The organism is Microvirga sp. M2 (assembly GCF_047497095.1).
Taxonomy (GTDB): Bacteria; Pseudomonadota; Alphaproteobacteria; order Rhizobiales; family Beijerinckiaceae; genus Microvirga.
The window spans coordinates 1,721,334-1,742,421 of record NZ_CP134064.1 but is presented as its reverse complement, the minus strand read 5'-3'; the positions used below and the strand labels follow the sequence as shown (position 1 = coordinate 1,742,421).

17 protein-coding genes and 1 pseudogene are annotated in these 21,088 nt (G+C 62.9%); 10 read left to right on the top strand and 8 right to left on the bottom strand.

Annotation, left to right across the window (positions count from 1 at the left end; genetic code table 11):
* Positions 1-53: 53 nt before the first annotated feature.
* The 7 genes and pseudogenes from RE429_RS27685 to RE429_RS27655 all read left to right on the top strand — a co-directional run bounded on the left by RE429_RS27685 (position 54) and on the right by RE429_RS27655 (position 7,628).
* Positions 54-560 (top strand): 2Fe-2S iron-sulfur cluster-binding protein, encoded by a 507-nt coding sequence (locus RE429_RS27685; RefSeq protein WP_414474924.1) that lies wholly within the window; start codon positions 54-56, stop codon positions 558-560.
* Positions 557-1,543: an FAD binding domain-containing protein gene (locus RE429_RS27680; RefSeq protein WP_414474923.1), complete on the top strand. Its 987-nt coding sequence runs from the start codon at positions 557-559 to the stop codon at positions 1,541-1,543. Before RE429_RS27685 ends, RE429_RS27680 begins: the two co-directional genes overlap by 4 nt.
* Positions 1,540-3,873 carry a xanthine dehydrogenase family protein molybdopterin-binding subunit gene (locus RE429_RS27675; RefSeq protein WP_414474922.1) on the top strand — a complete coding sequence of 778 codons (2,334 nt, stop codon included), beginning with the start codon at positions 1,540-1,542 and terminating at the stop codon, positions 3,871-3,873. The genes RE429_RS27680 and RE429_RS27675 overlap by 4 nt, the downstream gene beginning before the upstream one ends.
* A 156-nt stretch (positions 3,874-4,029) precedes the next feature.
* A pseudogene (locus RE429_RS27670) lies at positions 4,030-4,188 on the top strand (IS6 family transposase); the annotation flags it as partial.
* 286 nt (positions 4,189-4,474) lie between these two features.
* Entirely contained in the window at positions 4,475-5,140 is a 666-nt protein-coding gene (locus tag RE429_RS27665; RefSeq protein WP_414474921.1) for a response regulator, read from the top strand.
* A complete protein-coding gene (locus RE429_RS27660) occupies positions 5,137-6,540 on the top strand; it encodes a sensor histidine kinase (protein ID WP_414474920.1) in 1,404 nt (467 codons plus the stop codon). The genes RE429_RS27665 and RE429_RS27660 overlap by 4 nt, the downstream gene beginning before the upstream one ends.
* Positions 6,537-7,628 carry an ABC transporter substrate-binding protein gene (locus RE429_RS27655; RefSeq protein ID WP_414474919.1) on the top strand — a complete coding sequence of 364 codons (1,092 nt, stop codon included), beginning with the start codon at positions 6,537-6,539 and terminating at the stop codon, positions 7,626-7,628. The genes RE429_RS27660 and RE429_RS27655 overlap by 4 nt, the downstream gene beginning before the upstream one ends.
* Positions 7,629-7,739: 111 nt before the next feature.
* Here the strand turns inward: RE429_RS27655 and RE429_RS27650 are convergent, their stop codons facing one another.
* From RE429_RS27650 to RE429_RS27635, 4 genes are all read right to left on the bottom strand, one after another.
* Positions 7,740-9,239, bottom strand: a complete 1,500-nt coding sequence (locus RE429_RS27650; RefSeq protein WP_414474918.1) for a tripartite tricarboxylate transporter permease — start codon at positions 9,237-9,239, stop codon at positions 7,740-7,742.
* 7 nt (positions 9,240-9,246) lie between these two features.
* Positions 9,247-9,717 carry a tripartite tricarboxylate transporter TctB family protein gene (locus tag RE429_RS27645; protein ID WP_414471647.1) on the bottom strand — a complete coding sequence of 157 codons (471 nt, stop codon included), beginning with the start codon at positions 9,715-9,717 and terminating at the stop codon, positions 9,247-9,249.
* Positions 9,718-9,783: 66 nt separating this feature from the next.
* Positions 9,784-10,752 (bottom strand): Bug family tripartite tricarboxylate transporter substrate binding protein, encoded by a 969-nt coding sequence (locus tag RE429_RS27640; protein WP_414474917.1) that lies wholly within the window; start codon positions 10,750-10,752, stop codon positions 9,784-9,786.
* Between the two features lie 966 nt (positions 10,753-11,718).
* Positions 11,719-12,240, bottom strand: coding sequence for a DUF2165 family protein (locus tag RE429_RS27635; RefSeq protein WP_414474916.1), 522 nt, complete (start codon positions 12,238-12,240; stop codon positions 11,719-11,721).
* 392 nt (positions 12,241-12,632) lie between these two features.
* On the opposite strand from RE429_RS27635, the gene RE429_RS27630 reads away from it, so the two are divergent.
* From RE429_RS27630 to RE429_RS27620, 3 genes are read left to right on the top strand one after another with little or no spacing between them, the layout of a single operon-like run.
* The gene (locus RE429_RS27630) at positions 12,633-14,033 is read left to right on the top strand and encodes a c-type cytochrome (RefSeq protein ID WP_414474915.1); all 1,401 of its coding nucleotides are present in this window, start codon (positions 12,633-12,635) and stop codon (positions 14,031-14,033) included.
* Positions 14,027-14,521, top strand: a complete 495-nt coding sequence (locus RE429_RS27625; protein ID WP_414474914.1) for a (2Fe-2S)-binding protein — start codon at positions 14,027-14,029, stop codon at positions 14,519-14,521. Before RE429_RS27630 ends, RE429_RS27625 begins: the two co-directional genes overlap by 7 nt.
* Positions 14,521-16,785, top strand: coding sequence for a molybdopterin cofactor-binding domain-containing protein (locus RE429_RS27620; RefSeq protein WP_414474913.1), 2,265 nt, complete (start codon positions 14,521-14,523; stop codon positions 16,783-16,785). The genes RE429_RS27625 and RE429_RS27620 overlap by 1 nt, the downstream gene beginning before the upstream one ends.
* A gap of 355 nt (positions 16,786-17,140) precedes the next feature.
* On the opposite strand, the gene RE429_RS27615 is transcribed toward RE429_RS27620, so the two are convergent.
* From RE429_RS27615 to RE429_RS27600, 4 genes are all read right to left on the bottom strand, one after another.
* Complete coding sequence (locus RE429_RS27615) at positions 17,141-18,313, bottom strand: M20 family metallopeptidase (protein ID WP_414474912.1); 1,173 nt, start codon at positions 18,311-18,313, stop codon at positions 17,141-17,143.
* A 62-nt stretch (positions 18,314-18,375) separates the two neighbouring features.
* Positions 18,376-19,278, bottom strand: coding sequence for a polysaccharide deacetylase family protein (locus RE429_RS27610; protein ID WP_414474911.1), 903 nt, complete (start codon positions 19,276-19,278; stop codon positions 18,376-18,378).
* A gap of 32 nt (positions 19,279-19,310) precedes the next feature.
* Positions 19,311-20,054 (bottom strand): SDR family NAD(P)-dependent oxidoreductase, encoded by a 744-nt coding sequence (locus tag RE429_RS27605; protein WP_414474910.1) that lies wholly within the window; start codon positions 20,052-20,054, stop codon positions 19,311-19,313.
* A complete protein-coding gene (locus tag RE429_RS27600) occupies positions 20,051-21,070 on the bottom strand; it encodes a ketopantoate reductase family protein (RefSeq protein WP_414474909.1) in 1,020 nt (339 codons plus the stop codon). The genes RE429_RS27605 and RE429_RS27600 overlap by 4 nt, the downstream gene beginning before the upstream one ends.
* Positions 21,071-21,088 lie beyond the last annotated feature (18 nt).

The following is a 21,088-nucleotide window of genomic DNA, read 5'->3' as shown; positions in this document are numbered from 1 at the left end:
AATCTGTCGTGGCTGTCCAAGCTCAAGCCGAAGATCAATGGGAAATGGGCAGGATGCCGATACGGATCAACGGAACCGAGGCTGATCTTCCGGCCGACGCGCGCGTGTCGCTGCTCGACCTGCTGCGCGAGACGCTCAATCTTCACGGCACCAAGAAAGGGTGCAACCAGGGGGCATGCGGCGCCTGCACCGTTCTCGTCGATGGCGAGCGTATCGTCTCCTGCTTGGCGCTCGCGATACAGTATGACGGACGGGACGTCACCACGATCGAAGGCCTCGCGGACGAACACGGCTTACACCCCTTACAGCAGGCTTTCATCGATCATGACGGGTTCCAGTGCGGTTACTGCACGCCAGGTCAGATCTGCTCCGCGATCGGCATGGCATCGGAGCTGAAACGTGGAGTGCCGAGCTACGTCACGGGCGACCTGACGACCGGGCAGATCGCGCTCACACGCGAGGAGTTGGCCGAGCGGATGAGCGGTAATCTGTGTCGCTGCGGCGCGCATAACGGCATCGTCGATGCGATCGCCGAAGTGTATGCAGAGGATCTTGCATGATTCCGGTCACCTATTTCCGAGCGGCCGACGCGGCCGATGCCTTGCGCCAAGGGGCAGCGACGGGCGCCAAATATCTGGGCGGCGGCACCAATCTCGTCGACCTGATGCGTGAGACGGTGGAGCAGCCGGCGGCGCTGGTGGATGTGACAGGCTTATCCAGCGCCATAGAAAGACGCGATGATGGCCGCCTGCTGATCGGCGCTGAGGCCCGTAACACGGCCGTTGCCGAACACCGCCTCGTTCGCGAGGGTTATCCCGTGCTCGCCCGTGCCATCCTTGCGGGAGCCTCGGCTCAGATCCGCAATATGGCGACCGTAGGCGGCAATATCCTTCAGCGCACCCGCTGCATCTATTTCTATGACAGTAATGGGTCGCGCTGCAACAAGCGTTCTCCCGGCCAGGGCTGTGACGCCATCGATGGCTTCAACCGGATGCACGCGATCCTGGGCGCCTCGCCCGCCTGTGTTGCCACGCATCCGTCGGACATGTGCGTGGCTCTGGCCGCGCTCGACGCCGTGGTGCACCTCAAGAGCCCGGAAGGCGAGCGGACACTGTCTCTGACCGATCTGCACCGCCTGCCCGAAGGAAGACCGGATATCGAGACGAACCTTAACCCGGGCGAGCTGATCACCGCCATTGAGCTACCAGCCCTGCAGCCGGCTATGCGCTCTACGTACCGAAAGGTTCGCGATCGAGCGTCATATGCCTTCGCTGTGATCTCGGTGGCGGCCGCACTCGGGGTGGAGGATAATACGATCAGGCACGTGCGCCTTGCGCTGGGTGGCGTCGCGCACAAGCCGTGGCGCGCACGGAAGGCGGAAGCCGTGCTCCAGGGCCAGCCGGCGAATGAGCAGAGCTTTCGCGCGGCCGCAGAGGCGGAGCTGGCCGATGCCGTCCCCCTTCGCGACAACGGGTTCAAGATCGAACTCGCAAGGCGCACCATGATCGCCGTTCTTGGCGAACTGGCGGGAGACGCTGCATGAACATCGTAGACAGCGCCAAGCAGGCCGCGCAGGCGGCCGTCCAAACAGTCATGAAGAAGGCCGTCGAACTGGCGCCGGGCGGTTGGATCCCAGGCGGCAGGCCCGACCCGCTGATCAATCACCGGCATGGCCATGTCGGCAAGCCCGTTTCGCGTATTGATGGCCCATTGAAGGTGCAGGGAAAGGCGACCTTCGCGGCCGAGTTCACCTTTGAGGGAATGGTCTACGCGGCGGTTGCCTTCAGTACGGTGCCGAAGGGCCGGATCGCGACACTCGATACCGCGGTCGCGGAAGCCGCGCCGGGCGTTGTCCTCGTGATGACGTACAGGAATGCGCCTCGCATTCAGCCGATGCCGCTTTTTCTAACAGGTGAAAAAGCCGCTGGCGGCGACAGCCTTCCGATCATGCAGGATGACCGGATCCACTGGAATGGCCAGCCGATCGCGGTGATTCTTGCTGAGACGCAGGAGCAGGCGGATTATGCCAACTCGCTGATCCACGTAACGTACGATGCAGAGCCTGCCATAATCTCCTTCGCCGAAGCCAAGGCACAGGGAACCGAGCCCGGCTTGTTCATGGGCCATCCGCTCAAGGTCGAGATCGGCGACGCAGAAGCGGCGCTGGCGAGGGCCGAGGTCAAAGTCGACGCCACCTATTGCACGCCGCGCCACAACCACAATGCCATCGAGCCGCATGCCGCGACCTTGGCTTGGGACGGCGACAGGCTGGTGGTCCACGATGCCTCGCAGGCGGTTGGCCATACTGCTTGGTCTCTCGCCAAAGTATTCGGCATTGACGAACGCCAAGTCCACGTGACCTCGCCCTATGTGGGTGGAGGCTTCGGCTCCAAGACCCTATGGCAGCATCAGGTGCTGGCTGCGGCGGCATCGAAGCTCGCCGGTCGACCAGTTCGTATCGCGCTCTCGCGCGAGGGCGTGTACCGGATGGTGGGCGGGCGCACGATTACCGAGCAGCGGGTCGCGATCGGCGCCAAGGCTGACGGCCGCTTCGACGCGATCGTCCACACCGGCACGGTGGCGATGACGCGTCACAACGCCCTGCCGGAACCCTTCATCCTGCCAGCCCGCAGCGCCTACGCGGCCGATAACTTCAAGCTCGATGTCGAAGTGGCGTATCTCGACATGCTGGCGAACACGTTCATGCGGGCACCGGGAGAGGCGGTCGGCACCTTCAGCCTCGAATGCGCGGTGGATGAGATGGCTGTGGCATTGGGCATGGATCCGGTCGAACTCAGGATCCTGAACGAGCCCGACAAGGATCCGACAGAGGGCACGCCCTTTTCGGCCCGCCATATCGTCGAGGCATGGCGTGCCGGTGCCGAACGGTTCGGCTGGGCAAACCGCAAAGCCACGCCGGGAACTGCGCGGGAGGGTGAGTGGTTGGTTGGCATGGGCTGCGCCACTGCGACCTATCCCTATTATCGGATGCCAGGGGGCGCGGCACGGATCGCACTTACTCAGGACGGCAGGGCACGCGTGGAGATTGCGGCCCACGAGATGGGCATGGGGACTGCCACGGCTCAGACACAGGTCACGGCGGAGCGGCTGGGACTGGAACTGGACCAAGTAACCTTCGCATATGGAGATTCATGGCAGCCCGGCGTCGTGCTCGCGGGCGGTTCGCAGCAGACCGCAGCGATCGGGGCCGCCGTGATCGCAGCCCAGCATGCGCTCGTAACGGAATTGCTCAAGCTTGCCGGCAATGACTCTCCGCTCGCGGGCCTGAAGGCAGACGAGGTCGGCGGCTTCGCGGGCGGCTTGGCCAAGCTCGACGACCTCTCCCGGCATGAAAGTTATGCTTCTATCCTGGCGCGTGCCCAGCGGCACGAGGTTGTCGTGGAAGCGAACGCACCGCCACCTCTGGAGACGTTGCACTGGTCGATGCACTCCTATGGCGCGATGTTCTGCGAGGTGCGGGTCAATACGGTCACCGGCGAGACGCGCGTCAGCCGCTTTCTCGGCTCGTTCGACTGCGGGCGTATTCTTAACGCCAAAACGGCCGCCAGCCAACTCCGCGGTGGCATCATCATGGGGCTCGGTCTGGCCCTGATGGAGGAAACTCGATTCGACGAGCGCAAGGGCCGGGTCATGAATCCCAGTCTCGCCGAATATCACGTGCCCGTGCATCTGGACGTGCCCGCCATCGAAGTGATCTGGACTGACATAGCCGATCCGCACACACCTATGGGCGCACGGGGAATCGGCGAGATCGGCATCACCGGAACGGGAGCGGCGGTTGCAAATGCAATCTACAATGCGACCGGTAAGCGCATCCGTGATCTGCCGATAACGCTCGACAAGCTGATGTGACCAGTTCCCTAGCGCGTCGGGTGAAAAAATGGCCCCGGCTTTTCGCGAGAACGATGCGCTGTTCCATCGTGGGGGCATCGGATTCGATCCCAAAAGTGCAGATCCACTTGTCACGTCCGATGCTCGAGGGCAGTCGTCTACGGCCAGCGCGGCAAGGAGCCTGCTCATGGCGCTGCGTCCGCCCGTGTGCGGCCGATGCTCGGCTTCAAGCCCGTTATCTCTGCCCGAGTGATCCGGGGTCGAGTGATCCTGGACGACATTGAATTGATCCATATGATGCGGAAGGAACAGGCGAAGTATTCCTACCATCCATAGCCTTGATCGGCAGAGCGGTTCGAGTTGCTCGCTGGCTGAAGTCGTAACGGAACCCCGGCAATCGTCGTATCCCGGCTCCAAATTTGCTCCGCATCCCCGTCAACGTGCTCCTCGGGCCGTAACGTCAGTATTGCGCCCCTTCACGCAGGATTTGACAGCGATCCATTGTGCGAGCAGTAACCAAACCGAGCCCGGCGAACCTTAGATATTGTCTCAGCCGCCTGGGTGCCGTGCATCCAGCGAACCTTGTATCGACCTGATAGCCGCGTATCGATGAGGGACTTGAATGCGAATTCTGCTCGTTGAGGACACCGAGGACGTCGGCGAGGGGATCGCCGCCCGGCTCGAACGGATCGGTCATAAGGTCGACTGGGAGAAGGATGGTGGCGTTGCCGATGAAGTCCTGAAGGTTGAGGACTATGATCTCCTGATCCTCGACGTGAACCTGCCGGCGCTCGACGGCTTCTCGATCCTGAAACGCCTCAGACAGCGCAAGTCGAAGATGCCGGTCCTCGTCCTCACGGCTCGCTCCCAGATCGACGATCGGGTCGATGCGCTGGACCTCGGGGCGGACGATTATCTGGTCAAGCCCTTCGATTACCGTGAGCTGGAGGCCCGCGCCCGTGCCTTGCTCCGGCGCAGTGCCGGCGAGACGACCAATCAACTCGTGTGCGGGCAGGTGACCATCGACCGAGGCTCGCGCGCCGTGTTGATCAATGGTACACCCGTCGACCTGACCCGCCGCGAATTGACCCTCCTCGAGATCCTGGCGGCAAGGCCGGGCCGGATATTCGGGAAGGACGAACTCATGGATCAGTTGTTCGGTTTTGATGACGAAGCCAGCCCGAACGCCGTGGAACAGTATGTCGCCCGCCTGCGGAAGAAACTGGCCGGATCCGGCGCGGAGATCCGGACCCTGCGAGGACTTGGCTATCAGATCACCTGCCGATGATAAGGCCCGGTCACTCCCTCTACTCACGCATCATCCTGGTCATTGCCATTACCTTCGGCGCCGGGTTCGTCGTGCTGGGGGCGGCCGCATGGTTCTATGCCCGCATTGCGGCTGACGATGCCTATGACCGCCTGCTCGTCGGAGCGGCGCTCCAGATCGCCGAGAGCGTCCACGCGGAGGATGAGACGATCTCCGTCGATCCGCCCGTCTCCGCATTTGAGACCCTCTCGCTGTCTGCCAACGACCGCATCTTCTACAAGGTCCTCGACCCGCGCGGGGGCGTTCTCACAGGGTACGATGACCTTTTCGTCGCAGCGTCCCCTTCCGGGACGAGCGTGCCCTCGGTGTCGGATGGTTACTATCGCAACTTTCCCGTACGGGTGGCCGTCGTCAACCGGCTGCTCTCAGACACGCCGGCGCCTGGATGGGTTCAGGTCGTGGTCGCCCAGACACGGGAGGCCCGTACCAGCCTTGCCCGCGACCTGACGCTCAAGGGACTGATGCTGATGGGCGCCATGATGGGCCTTGCCTTCATGAGTGTCCTGTTTGCCGTACGGCGTGCCCTGCAACCCCTGACCCGCGTGGAACAGGAACTGCGGTACCGGGATCCCAAGGACCTGACCCCGCTCAGCCTGGCGATCCCTCGCGAGATCGAGACACTCGTCGTCACCATCAATCGCTTCATGGACCGGCTCTCCGGCCGCATTGCGCTGATGCAGCGGTTCATCGCCGACGCGGCACATCAGATCCGCACGCCCTTGGCCGGGCTTGCCTCCCAGGTGGACCTCCTCACCGAGGAGACCCGACCGGAACGCCGCGAACAACAGCTTCTCCGTATCAAGGAGCGTGCGGCCGAGCTTGGCCGACTGACGAACCAGCTCCTGAATCATGCCATGATAATCCATCGCGCCGAGGTCGCTGAGTTCGACGCTGTCGATCTCGGTGCACTTGCGCGGCAGGTCCTGATCAATGCCGTGCCTCGCTCGTATGACCGCGAGGTGGACATCGCTTTCGACGAGCCCCGGGAGCCGGTCATGATGCTAGGCGACTCTGTCAGCCTGCGCGAGGCACTCTCGAACCTGATTGACAATGCGCTGAAGCACGGTGCCGAAACGCGCCTCGAGGTTCGTGTCTCCGCCAAGGGCGATGCGGCCGTCGTCGAGATTGTCGACGACGGCCCCGGGATTCCTGTCTCAGCCTGGCAGCGGGTTCAGGAGCCGTTCCACACGAAGAGCGCAACCGGCTCGGGTCTGGGCCTATCCATTGCAAGAGACGTTGTTCGGGCGCATGGCGGCGAGTTCCGTTTCCGCGAGCGCACAGAGGATGGCTTCGCGGTTATCCTGCGGTTCGAGAGACTGCACGAGAGGCCCGGCCAAAGCGAAGGCGGAGAAGCATCTTGAGGCGGATCATCAAGGCAACCTTGGCTGCGATCGGCTGCCTGGCAGGATTGATCGGCCCCGCGGTGGAGGCGGCCGAAAAGACGGTCTTCCGCGCGCCCGGCAGCCAGCAGGCGCTCCTGTCGATCCATGGCGCGACGGATCTGACGGCCATGGAACCGCTGATCCAGGACTTCCAGACGATCTGGCCGAACGTGACCATCGAATATAGCGAGTACCTGACCAACGAACTGTTCAGTCGTGTATCAGGGGATTGTCATTCGAACGAGGGGACGATGGATCTGGTTCTATCATCGTCCGTCGATCAACTCGTCAAGCTCGTCAACGATGGCTGCGCAATGAGCTATCGGTCGCCTATGACCGTGCGGCTGCCGTCCTGGACCCGATGGCGCGACGAGGTGTTCGGCTTCACGTTTGAGCCCGCCGTCATCGTTTTCAACCGCGATCTCGTTCCTCCGGAAGACGTTCCAAGGACTCGTGTGGAACTCATCGATCTCCTGCGGTCGAAGCCTGAGAAATACAATGGAAAGATCGGCTCCTATGACATCGGTCGATCCGGCGTCGGCTATCTCTTCTCATCCTACGATGCCCGAGGCATCACGATCTTCGGGCGTCTTCTCGAGGCGTTCGGCAGGGCGAACCTGGTCGCGAACTGCTGCACGACGGATCTCCTGACCGAGCTCTCATCCGGGCGCCTTGCCATCGGCTACAACCTCATCGGATCCTATGCCGTCGGTGCAAGACGGCGCGGAGCGCATCTCGGGATCGTCATCCCGCGCGACTATACCGTCGTGCTCAGTCGCGCGGCCTTTATCCCGCGCTCGTCGACGAACAAGGTCAGCGCCTTCCATTTCCTGGACTACCTGCTCTCCGAGCGAGGTCAGAAGAAGAGCCGCGATGAATCGTTCTTCTTCAGCTTCGATGGGGCCATTCCGGCGGATGTGGATGGGCCCATTTGGCTAGCCTCGTCCGGGCTCCTGCGACCCATCACCATCGGGCCGGAGCTGTTGGCGGTTCAGGATCGGGCCAAGCGCGAGCGCTTCCTGAGCGAGTGGCGCCGTTCGACGCAACTTGAAACGAACGCCCCGTAAGTACGCCCTACGGCATCGGCCGTGACATCGAACGCACATCCGATGCTCTCCTCTTGGAAAGAGCGCAATTGTGCGCCGGCGAAGCGGAGCCGCCTCGCCGGCGAAATGCTCTCAATCCTCGACGGCCTTGAAGCGGCCCATGCCCTTCATGACGAAGGGGAGGATGAGGGCGATCAGGGCGATGGTGAGAAGCGTGGCCGAGATCGGGCTCTGCAGCAGGACCAGCGGATCGCCGAGGCTGATCGACAGGGCGCGCCGCAGCTGGCTTTCGGCGACGGGTCCCAGGATGAGGCCCACGACGACCGGCGCGATCGGGAAGTCGAAGCGGCGCATCAGGAAGCCGACCACGCCGAACACGGCCAGCATGATGAGCTCGACGGGCGACGGGTTGGCGGCGATCGTGCCCATGGTGGCGAAGACCAGGATGCCGGCATAGAGCCAGGGCTGCGGGATCGCGAGCAGGCGCACCCACACGCCGACCAGCGGCAGGTTCAGCACCAGCAGCATGCCGTTGGCGATGAACAGGCTCGCGATCAGGCCCCACACCAGGTCGGGCTTTTCGGCAAAGAGCAGCGGGCCGGGGTTGAGGCCGTATTGCTGGAAGCCCGCCAGCATCATGGCGGCCGTGGCGGAGGTCGGAAGGCCCAGGGTCAGGAGCGGCACCAGGGTGCCGGCCGCCGAGGCGTTGTTGGCGGCCTCGGGGCCGGCGACGCCCTCGATGGCGCCCTTGCCGAACTCCTCCGGATGCTTGGTGAGCCGCTTCTCGGTCGCATAGGACAGGAAGGTCGGGATCTCGGCGCCGCCCGCCGGCAGGGCCCCGATCGGGAAGCCGAAGAGCGTCCCGCGCAGCCAGGGCTTCCAGGAGCGCTTCCAGTCGTCCTTGGTCATCCAGAGCGAGCCGCGCACGGCTTCGAGCTTCTCCTCGTGCACGTGGCGGCGCGAGGCGACGTAGAGGGCCTCGCCGACGGCGAAGAGGCCGACCGCGAGGGTCGTCACTTCGATGTTGTCGTAGAGCTCCGGCACGCCGAAGCTGAGGCGGGCCTGCCCGGACAGGATGTCGATGCCCACGAGGCCGAGGACCAGGCCGAGGAACAGGCTGGTGAGGCCGCGGACCGGGGAATCCCCGAAGGTGGCCGAGACGGTCACGAAGGCCACGCACATCAGGGCGAAGTAGTCTTCGGGGCCGAAGCGCACGGCGATGTCGACGAGATAGGGCGCGAGCAGCGCCAGCCCCAGGGTCGCGAAGGTGCCGGCCACGAACGAGCCGATGGCCGAGGTCGCGAGCGCGGGCCCGGCGCGTCCGGCTTTCGCCATCAGGTTGCCTTCGAGGGCGGTCGCCATCGAGGCGCTTTCGCCCGGGGTGTTGATCAGGATCGCGGTGGTCGAGCCGCCATACATGCCGCCGTAATAGATGCCCGCGAACATGATGATGGAGCCGGCCGGGTCGAGCCTGAAGGTGACCGGCAGCAGGAGCGCCACGGTGAGCGCCGGGCCGATGCCGGGCAGAACGCCGACGGCCGTGCCGAGCAGAACGCCGATGAGTGCGAACAGCAGGTTCATCGGCTCGATCGCCACGGTCAGGCCGTGGGCCAGGGAGACAAAGGCTTCCATGGGGGCCTCAGAGAAGGTGCTCGAGCGGCCCTGCCGGCAGGGACAGGGTCAGGAGCTTGGCAAAGAGCAGATAGACGACGAGCGCGATCACGATGCCGAGCAGGAGGTCCGTCACGAAGGCGCGGCGTCCGAAGGCCGCGGAGGTCGTGGCGAACAGGATGGCCGTGCCGATCATGAAGCCGCCGCCGATGGCGATGAGGGTGATCAGGACGGCGAGGCCGCCGACGATCAGGATGATCGGCTTCCAATCGAGGCTTTCGCGCTCGGGCAGGTCGCCGCGCAGGGCGCCGATCCCGTTGCCGACGGCAAGCAGGGCGAGGCCGATGGCCACGATGACGGGCATGGCCTTCGGGCCGACGTCGTAGGGGGAGAGAAGCTGCAGCTTGGTCATGTCCCACCCGACCAGGCCGGCCAGGGCGAGGAGGAGGAGAGCGATGACGAAGCCCGCTGTGTCGATGCGCCGATGCTGAGATGACATGAGAAAGATCCTGAAAGCAAAAGCGCCGCGCTCGGGGAACGCGGCGCCTGGTTCGTCAGCGGCGGCTTACGACTTCACCAGTCCCACCGCGGTCAGGACGTCCTTCGTGCGGAGCACTTCCTCGCCCAGGAGCTTGGTGAACGCGTCGCCGGACAGGTAGGCGTCATCCCAGCCCTTGGCCTTCAGGATCTCCTGCCATTCCTTGGCCTTCGCCAGCTTGTCCATGGTGTCGGTCAGGGCCTTCTTCTGGTCGGCGGAGATGCCGGGAGGCGCCACGACGGCGCGCCAGTTGGCGATCTCGAGGTCGACGCCCTCGGCCTTGATCGAGGGCTGCTCGGCCGTGGCCTTGTCGGCCGGGGAGCTCAGGCCGAGAAGGCGCAGCTTGCCGGCCTTGATCTGGCTTTCGAACTCGCCGTAGCCGGAGATGCCGGCCGTCACCTTGCCGCCGAGGATCGCCGCGAGGGCCTCGCCGCCGCCCGAGAACGGGATGTAGTTGATCTTGGTCGGGTCGGCGCCGGCCGCCTTGGCGAAGAGCGCCGCCGCGATGTGATCGACGCCGCCGGCCGAGCCGCCCGCCCACGTCACCTTCGCCGGATCCGCCTTGATGGCCGCGGCCAGGTCCTTCACGGACTTGATCGGGGACTCGGCCGGAACCACGATCGCCTCGTATTCCGCCGTCAGGCGGGCGATGGGGGTCGTCTGGTCGAGCGTGACCGGCGACTTGTTGGTCAGGAGCGCGCCCACCATCACGTAGCCCATGACCATGAGCTGGCTGCCGTCGCCCTTCGCGTTGTTCACGAGCTGGGCGATGCCGATGGAACCGCCCGCGCCGGGAACGTTGGTGACCTGCACGCCCTTGGCAAGCCCGGCCTGCATCAGAGCCTGCTGCATCGACCGCGCCGTCTGGTCCCAGCCGCCGCCAGGCGCCGCAGGAGCCATGATCTTCAATTCGGTCTGGGCAAAGGCCGAGGTAGCGAACAAGGCGGTCGCAGCCGCGATCAGTGTCCGTGACAGGCGCGAGCGTAATTGGATCATTGGCATCCTCCCAGGATGGCTGAAGTTACTTCCGCATGCTTGGTGCAGGCGGGAGAGCCGTCCTAGAGGATGAACCTGACAGCAAGCTGACTAACTTGCGGAATTAACCCGGGCGAGGAGCGCAAGGGTTAGCCCCGAAGTATCCGCCTCAGCCATCGGCCAAGCCTGGACGACGTTTGACGAAACCATTGCCCAGCATGGCTACCGAAAGGAAAGCCATGGATCTCTGTCAGGGTTTCCGAGGGGGTGGACGGCCCCCAACGGCCCCGGGGTGCCAAAGTGGAGGTATTGAGCACCGCTTCAGGGAGGCGTCCATGGACGGGATGAGACGGTCGCTTTCCTGGCGAGCCAGAAGGTCGATCCGGCTGAGTTCCCGTTTGCTCATCAGCGCCGCACCCATCAGAACTGCTGCTTCCGTGCCTTGATCCCGAAGGGCAGCGGACTGACGTTTTGACTTTGCTGGGTGCCGACAATTCAACTCTGCGCCTACAAATCAATTTCGCAGAGCAAACCTTATGGAACCAGTCTCGAGCGGCAAACGGGGCGGACCGTAAATTCGCTGGCCCTGAATCCATCACAGGAACAAAGGTCTTCCTGAAAACATTTGCTCAAGCAACAGCACGCATGGATGGTCCTCCCTGACCGCCAGCTCCCTCCATCATCCGGTGGAGGGAGCTTTTTCACGGGCAGACCTGCCCACACGTCCCTCGGCGCACCTCCGGCGCTTCGTGACGAACGCGCCAGTCTCGGGCCTGCTTGGTCCGCTCCGGGCGCAGCTGCCGCCTGACGGGCTGAACAGCTCTCGCGGGAGGGTAAGCCTCTCCTTTCACAAAGCGGCCGGTCCGTGGGGCGCCGGCGACAGTCTCAGCCGGATAGGGACGGGGTTCGATCAATTTCGACTAAGACCGCCCATGGAATTGGAGCACACGCAGCCGGGGATCGCCACAGGCACAATCCAGCCGACCCTCAGGTTTCGAACGTCAGGCCCTCTCGGGCGAGCTCCTCGTCGCGCTGAACGAGGAAAATCAATACAGCGAGAATGGTGATGAAGAATCGGAACGCATCCGGGACGCCATTCCACTGTTTCGACATCCACATGCCGAACCACTCGCCTCCGACAGACATGAAGCCAACCTGCCAGACAAGGAAACCAAGCGTCAGGCCAGCAATCGCGAAGCCCTTTCCCCGATTGAAGCCGACCGCATCACGGCGCAGTCGGCGCAGCAGCATAAAAGCGCCGATCCAGCATAGAACTGCAGTCAGCGTCTCGGCGGCGATGATCATGATATAGGCCGCATTATGGAGCGCCGGGTTGGTAATCGCCCGATACTTGATCGTGGCATCCGGGAAGATCGTATCCATGAGAAAGACGTGCTGCACAAAAGCGAAGTTCGTAGCGTAATCAGTGATGTTGCCGAACGCCACTAAGCTCGTGAAGAATGCAATCGCCGCAACCATGGCCGCTTTCGAGACACGAACGATAAGCATATTTAAGTTCTCCCCTATCATGGGGGCGGATACCGGAGCGGAGCATAAACTGAACGCCACCGCAGATAGGATCGGCGCGCGTGTCATAGGACTTCAGGATACGATAGCCTTGCCCTGGCTGAAAGACTTTCCAGCTCCCGCGAAATCTCCTTTTGCCGCCAATGACAACTGAGCAGAGTTAGTGCAGGATCTGAAGAAGTACAGGTCTCGTCATGCATGAAATTCGCCTGACGACTGAACAACGGGCTGAAATAAATCGGCGTGCAGACACTGTGATTTTCTTTTCCATGCATCTCCTGCATCGCTCGCACGAGAGGGATGATTTTCAGGAATATTGAGATGCGGTGTTCAGGCTGCTAAGAAAATGCTCTTGGTAATTCTGAGAGCCGCTGATGAAGATATTGCGATTTCTGGCAGGTGTCGTTGCCGTGGGGCTGATCGCCATCACGAGCTTCGTGGCGTTCGCGTGGAATTCCGAAATTGCCGCTGTCGACCGTCCTGCCGGGCCTTTCGACCAGGCTGCTGTGAAGCGCGGCGGTGAGCTGGCCGCGATAGGAAACTGCAATGTCTGCCACACGGCTCCCGGCGGCAAGATGTTTGCCGGTGGTCTGGCCATTCCGACGCCCTTCGGGACCATCTACTCCACCAACATCACGCCCGATCCCGAGACCGGCATCGGGCGTTGGTCCGAGGCCGCATTCATACGGTCCATGCGCGAAGGGGTGAACCGCAAAGGACAGCATCTCTATCCGGCCTTTCCGTACGATCACTTCACGAAGGTCTCGGATGCCGACAATCAGGCGCTTTACGCATTCCTCATGACCCGGGAAGCCGTGCGGGCCGAGGCGCCGGCCAACGAGCTTCCATTTCCTCTTAATATCCGGCTGATGCTTGCCGGCTGGAAGGCGATGTTCCTCCGGAAGGGGCCCTATCAACCGGATCCTGCCCACGACGCTGTATGGAATCGCGGCGCCTATCTGGCCGAAGGGCTCGGGCATTGCGGGGCGTGCCACACGCCCCGCAACCGCCTCGGCGCGGAGAAAACAGGCGAGCATTTCGCGGGCAGCGCGGTTGAAGGGTGGACTGCCTATGCCATCAACGGCAGTTCGCCGAGTCCGATTCCCTGGACGGCCGATGCTCTCGCCCACTACCTGAAACACGGTTGGCAGGAGCATCACGGTGTCTCCCGCGGTCCGATGGCTCCTGTCACGGCCAATATGGGATCGGTTCCCGATTCTGATGTGCGAGCCATCGCCGCCTATGTCGCGTCTGTAATGGGTGAGCCGTCGCCGGAGCGTCGCGCCCGTGGAGAGAAAATCCTGTCGCAGACGGTGGCGCACGGACCGGGCGCAATGGCCCAGACGGCCGGAACTCAGACGCTCCCGATCAGTGTCGATAAGAACGATCTCGGTGCCGTCATCTACGCGGGCGCGTGCTCCAGCTGTCACGATGCCGGTCGGCCGCTTCCCTTCGGGGGCATAAGACTCGCCTTTAGCACGGCTCTGTATGGACCGGACCCGACCAACCCGATCAACGTTATCCTTTATGGGCTTCCTGCTCCGGAAGGGGAGCGCGGACCGATCATGCCGGGCTTCGCGGGCGTTCTCAACAACCAGCAGATGACGGCCCTCCTCACCTACCTGCGGGCTAAGTTCAGCGATAAGCCCGCATGGTCCGGCGTGGAGAGCCTCGTCGCCAAGATCCGCGACGGCGGAGAGCGGACACACGCGCGGGCTGCGGATGGCGCGTCCTCGGCTCCCGATAATTCAACAAGGCGGAACACGTCATGGTGACTCTCAAGGTCAACGGTCAGTCGCACCAGATCGACGCCGATCCCGATACACCGCTGCTTTATGTCCTCCGAGACGACCTGAGGCTGAATGCCGCCAAATACGGCTGCGGCCTGGGCCAGTGCGGGGCCTGTACCGTCATGGTGGATGGCGAGGCGGTCTTCTCATGCGTCACGCCGGTGATGCTGCTGGAAGGCCGCGAGATCACCACCGTGGAGGGGCTCGGAACCGTCGACCGGCCCGGCCCCATGCAGCAGGCCTTCATCGAGGAACAGGCAGCGCAGTGCGGCTACTGCATTGCCGGCATGATGATGAGGGCTCAGGCACTGCTGCAGAAAAACCCGGCCGCCACCGACGAGGAGATCCAGGCCCATATGGAGCCGAATCTCTGCCGGTGCGGGACGCATATGCGGATCATGAAAGCGATTAGGCGCGCAGCTAACCTGATGCAGGCCGCAGCGCAGACGAGCGGGGCGGGGAGGACAGGCTGATGGAACAGCTCGATCGTAAAGGACTGTCACGGCGTGCCGTGCTGGCGGGTACGGGCTCCCTTGTGTTGTCCTTCTCCATAGGCCCGGCCCTGGCCCAGACCGTCTCGTCGCCGCAGGCCGAGCCGCAGAATGCGGGCCGCCAGCCCGAACCGGCCCGCGGGCTTCCCGGCAGTCTGAAGACGTCGCCGAAGCTCGACGCCTGGATCCGAGTCGATGCCGACGGCACCGTGACCGTATTCACCGGCAAGGCCGAACTCGGGCAGGGCATCAGAACGGCGCTACTGCAGATCGCCGCGGAGGAACTGGAGATTCCGTTCGAGAGCCTGAAGCTCGTCACGCCCGACACCGCCCGCACACCGAACGAAGGGTTCACGGCGGGCAGCCACTCGGTGCAGGACAGCGGCACTGCTATCCGCAACGCCGCCGCGCAGGTCCGCGATATTCTGATCGGTCAGGCCGCAAGCCGGCTGGGCGTGACGGCCGACCGGCTGCACGCCGAGAACGGAGCGGTTGTTGCGCCCAATGGACAGCGGATCGGCTATGGCGAACTCGTGTCATCGGAGATTCTCAACGTCGACGCCGAGCCCGTTTCCAGGCTGAAGCCGACGGACCAGTTCATGGAGATGGGCAAGCCGCGCCAGCGGGTCGACATTCCGGGCAAGGTGACGGGCGGGGCCGCCTATGTGCAGGACATGCGTCTCGACGGGATGCTTCATGGTCGCGTGGTGCGCCCGCCGAGCCCCGGAGCGAGCCTCAGGGACCTCGATGCCAGCGCCGTCGAAAAGATGCCCGGCGTGGTGAAGGTCGTCCGGGACGGCAGTTTCCTGGCTGTTCTGGCTGAGCGCGAGTATCAGGCCATCAAGGCCATGCGGGCGCTCTCGGCGCTGGCACAGTGGGACGAGCAGTCCCGATTGCCCGACGTGAACGACCTGCCGGCCGTGCTCACTGCGATGCCGTCGGAGAAAGGTGTCGTCAAGGACGCCCGCAAGGTGGTCTCTGGAGTGAGGACCCTCGAGGCGACATTCACCCGGCCGTACCAGATTCATGGCTCGATCGGACCATCCTGTGCGGTCGCTCACCTGCAGGACGGGGTCACAACCGTTTGGACGCACACCCAGGGGGTCTATCCGGACCAGAAAGCCATCGCGCAGATGCTCGGCATACCGCTCGAGAAGGTCCGTTGCATCCATATCGAAGGTTCGGGCTGCTATGGGCACAATGCAGCCGATGATGCGGCCGGTGATGCCGCCCTTCTGGCACAAGCCGTGCCGGGACGGCCCGTGCGGGTTCAATGGATGCGCGAGCAGGAACATGCCTGGGAGCCCTTCTCGCCCGGCATGGTCACGAAGGTGCGCGCTCAGCTGGATGCCCAGGGCAGCATCCTCGACTGGGATTACCAGGTGTGGAGCAACAGCCATAACTCACGGCCCGGATCGGCCGGGGCTCTGCTTTCAGCTCAGTATCTTGCCAAGTCCTTTCCACCCGACAAACAGGAACTGAAAATCACGCCGGAAGGCAATGGCGACCGCAATTCAATCCCGCTCTATTCCTTCCCGAGCACCCACGTGATCTGGAATTTCATCACTGAGGTGCCGCTTCGCGTCTCTGCGATGCGAGGTCTCGGGGCCTATATGAACGTTCTGTCGATCGAGAGCTTCATGGACGAGCTGGCTGGCGCCGCCGGTGTCGACCCCGTCGATTACCGGCTGCGGCACCTGCAGGATAAGCGAGCTCGCGATGTCGTCCAACTGGCGGCAGAGCGTTTCGGCTGGAAAGCCGGCCAGACGGCGCCTGCGAACCACGGATACGGGTTCAGCTTTGCGCGGTACAAGAACCTGGCGGCCTATTGCGCCGTCGCGATGGAGGTTCAGGTCGACCGCGAAACCGGACGCGTACGGATCGTCCGGGCGACGTCTGCCGTGGACGCAGGCGAGATCGTAAACCCTGACGGTATCCGCAACCAAGTGGAGGGCGGTATTCTCCAGGCGGCCAGCTGGGCGCTTTATGAAGGTGTCACCTTCGACCGGACGCGGGTTACCAGCGTCGACTGGTCAACCTATCCGATCCTCCGGTTTGATGCCGTACCCCAGCACCTCGATGTTCATCTGATCGAACGTCCCGGAGAGCCATTCCTCGGAGCAGGTGAATGCGGGCAAGGACCCGGCGGTGCTGCCGTCAGCAATGCGATCGCCAACGCAATCGGGCGCCGCCTCTACGACCTCCCGTTCTCGCGCGACCGGATCAAGCAGGCAATCGGGACCTGAGCCAAAGGACCTCGTCAACCGGCGTCGCACGCCTATCGGGGACTGTTGCGTTCACGGATCTCAGGACCCAGGAAGCTCCATGAGCGGCGAGGGGGCCACCGCAAGAGAACATCGGACGCGGGAAGTGGATTTGCACTTTTGGGACAGATCCGATGCTCCCAGGAAGGAACAGCGCATCGCCCTTGCGAAAGCCGGGTCCACTTTTTCGCGCGATGCGCTAGATCCTGCAGATGCCAGTCAGAAGGGCAGCCGTCATGTGCCGAGTACTGGCACATGAGACCACAGCAACCCGGTTCGGAACACGAATCGGGCCAAGGGACAGCGGCAATCGTTCTTGATGTGAGAGCAAGGCACCTCAGCGGCCAGCGGCGACGACCTTACCGATTGTCGAGGCCAGGATCTGGGCACGCTGGAGGAGTGTCGGCAACTCTATATACTCCTCAGTCGTATGCGCTTTGCCACCAACTGGTCCTACGCCACAGATCGTCGGCGCCCCGACGCTCGCGGCAAAGCCGGAGTCAGCGCATCCGCCTGTAAATTCACCCTTTACGGAGACGCCATGCTCTTCGGCGGTTCCAAGATACCGAGATGCCAGCATTTCACTTTCCGCGGTTGGCACGAGCGCGAGAAAGTTGCTTTTGCCAATCAAGGTTGATGTCGTGCCTGGGACGACCGACCGCGCTACCAGAGCCTCAACGGCCTTGCTGACGGTGTCGCGCTGCTCATTTGTTACGAACCGTACTTCAAACTCGGCACTCGCATGAGGGGCAGTCGTGTTCACCGACTGACCGCCCGACACGAGCCCGACATTGACCGTGATGCCATCCTCGACCCGAGTCAGATCATGTAGAGCAACGATCTTGTGTCCAAGTTCTGCAATGGCATTCACGCCCTCAGTGAAGTTCACCCCGGAATGAGCGGCCTTTCCAGTGATGTCCAGACGAGAGTAAAGCATGCCCTTGCGGCTGGTCACGATGTTGCCCGACGCGCGCCCCGGCTCCGCATTGAACACGGCAACCGCACTCCTTGCCTCCGCCATGATGGCGTCACGCGATGTATTGGAGCCGATCTCCTCATCGCCCGTCATCAGCATGACAAGCGGCGTTTCAGGAGAAAAGCGCTTGAACGCGGCCAGCACAAAGGCATTCATCACGAGCCCTGCCTTCATGTCCGCCACACCGGGGCCGTATGCCCTGCCATTCTCGATCTTGAACGGCCGGCGTGAGACCTCGCCCTTCGGGAAAACCGTGTCACGATGTCCCAACAAGAGGATGTTGTGGCGCTGCCCATTACGACGCACGCCCCCGAGGTCCGCCCGGAGGATGTCGCCGAAGTCAGCATTCGGCGTCACCGATGTCTCGATGCCGTGTTCGGAGAGGAATCCTGTAAGGCGGGCCCCGACATCGTCCACTCCGGCCTTGTCATAGGAACCGGAGTCGATGTTGACCAAGTCGGATAGAAGCCGGACCATGGCCTCCTGCTGCTCTTGAAGCCAGCGGGAAATCGGATCCGAATTATGCATATGCATGGCAGTCTGCGCCTTCCAGTCTTAGTTATCCGTCCGTTGTGATCGCTTCAGGAGAGTGCCGCCTATTCGGAGGCGTTCTCCTTCACGAAGGCGGCAATCTCGGCATGAGTGGCAAACCACACATCGCCTTTGGCCTTTGCGTGCCTGATGACCTCCTCGAGGATCCAGATACGCGAGCGGGGCGTGATGATGTGCGGGTGCATCGTCAACTGGAACAAGCCGCCAGCGTCATAGGCGGCGTCGAGTTCTCGCAAGAAGATGTCGAGCACATCCTTCGGCGGCGTATAGGGCCTCAATGACTGGAACCGGTGCATCATGAAGTAGACAGCATCGTCCCGGATCCATTCGACCGGCAGTTCGACGATGCCGGTGGGCTCTCCATCAAGGAGTAGTTCATAGCAGTCTTCGTCGGCCATCAACGACGAGTCATAGAGAAGCCCGAGTTCCGCCTCGATGCGCAACGTGTTGGGGCTGAAATCCCACGACGGCGTGCGAAGTCCAACCGGTCGGATGCCGGTAATTTTCTCCAGCGTGTCAGCCGAGCGGAACATCAAATCGCGCTCTACCTCGTAGGGAAGCACAGAATTCAACTCATGGATCCAGCCGTGGATGCCGATCTCGTGTCCTTCGGACACGACTTGCCGCTGCTCATCCTGGTGCAGCAGGGCGGCCACGGCTGGAACGTAAAAGCTCGCCTTGATGTCGTGACGGCGGAGAATATCCAGGATGCGGGGCATGCCGACCCGGTTTCCATATTGCCCCCAGGCCATGCGGCCGATCGATTTCCCGCCTTCGCGGAGTTCATTCGTTTCGTGATCCGAGTCAAACGACAGTGCCACCGCCCACCTGGCACCATTCTTCCACTTCGCCGGCGCAAGCCGCCGTCCGGCCCGCACCTGATTGACCAGCCCGCGCCAGTGCTTCTCTTCCCACTGCCACGGCTCTTGCGCTTGATTGGTCGTCATCGATGGTCTCCGCTTTTCCAGCTCAGTCAGGTTTACCGCCCGCCGTCGACAGACAAGATCTGACCATTGACGAAGCTCGCCAGGTCAGACGCAAGGAACATAGTTACGTTCGCGATTTCCTCGGGAGTGCCGAGGCGCTTGAGCGCAACACCGTCGACGATCTGGCGTTGCTTCTCAGGACTGTATGAAGCCCATTGCCGCGCGGTCGCCGGATTGGTACGGACAAAACCCGGGGCCACGCTGTTGACCCGGATTCCGTGCGGGCCAAGCTCGTGCGCCAACTGTCTGGTCAGGCCGAGCACAGCGTGTTTGGCCGAGCAATAGGCCTGCACACCCGTGAGAGACGCCTGCAGGGCCGCGCCCGAGGAGATCGTCACGATGGCACCCTTGGCGGCGCGCTTCATGGCAGGAGCCGCCGCTCTGCACAGGGCGAAGGTCGAACCGAGATTGATCTCGATCACCCGGTTCCAGTCTTCGTCTCCCACCTCCTCGAGCGGGCGATGCGCCTGGCCGGCGACTCCGCCCGCGTTGCAAACAAGAATGTCGATGGGGCCGCCGGTTTCGGCCTCGATCGATGCGATCCACTGCGCGCCAGCCTGCCGGTTCAGCAGATCGACCTTCGCCATGGTGATGGGAGCGCCATCGTCCGGGGCATCGAGGATGTCGCAACCGTATACGCGAGCGCCTGCAGCCGCAAAGCTCGCACCGATCGCCCGACCGAATCCGAGGGCGGCGCCACTGACGGCGACTGTCTTGCCCGTAAAATTCAAGGTCATTGCTTCAGAAGCTCCGTAAGATTGTTGTCGGAGAGGTCGCGCCGGTTCTGCTCAATCTCGTGGATCATCGCAATCAGGCGTTCCAATGTCGGGCATGAGAGCCCATGTTTGCGGCCGACCCCGACGATGGGAAGCAACTGCATGTCGACCTCGGTCCGACGCTTGCGGATCGCGAGGTCGCGCCAAACACCGGAATGGGTCTTTGCGTTGGGGCGGTTGAACGCCACCATTGCGGCGACGCTCGCCTTGGCTGCCTCCTCAGTGCCGCCCTTCCCAAAGGCATTGGGATCGAAGCCATTGAAGCCGCGAGGCTCGACTCCTTCAGCCCGGGCAACAGTGACGATCTCGCCCGCCAACTCGCGCCAGAGGGGCAGCAGTTCCGGCCGTTCCAGGCAGTCAGCAATCCCGAGGTTCCCGACCGCCTGCGCAAACAGCAGCGACCCATAGGCAAGCTTACCCCACAGATACGACCAGATGTCGTCGGTTTGAATGGCATCCGGCTCGAAGGTGCGCAGATCCTCAAGAACGTCATTCAGGCGCGGTGTCATCCGGCCATCGATCTCTCCCGTGACGACTGCGGCTCTGTTCCCAAAGTGGACCTCGCCTGGACCGATCCAATCCGCTCCGAAATTGATGAATGCGCCGATGGTACGGTCGGGCCCGACGATCTCGGCGATCGTCTTCTCGCATAGGCCGTTTTGCAATGAGACCACGAACCCGTCCTCTGCCAGATGCGGCAGCAGAGCACGGCAGGCCTGCTCCGTGTGCTGGGCTTTGACAGCGAGATAGATCCGCTTCCAAGTCCCCTTGAGCCCCTCCGGAAGGAATGCGGGAGCCTTTACCACCATCGGATCGACTGGTCCGGTGATCCGAAGCCCACGCTCCGGATCACGAATAGCCTCCACATGTTCCGGCACCACATCGACGAACGTAACGTCCCGGCCGGCACGGACGAGGGCCGCGCCGAAGGTGCCGCCGATCGCGCCGGCACCCCAGACCAGAATCGATTCTGACATGATCAAATCCTCAAAAAT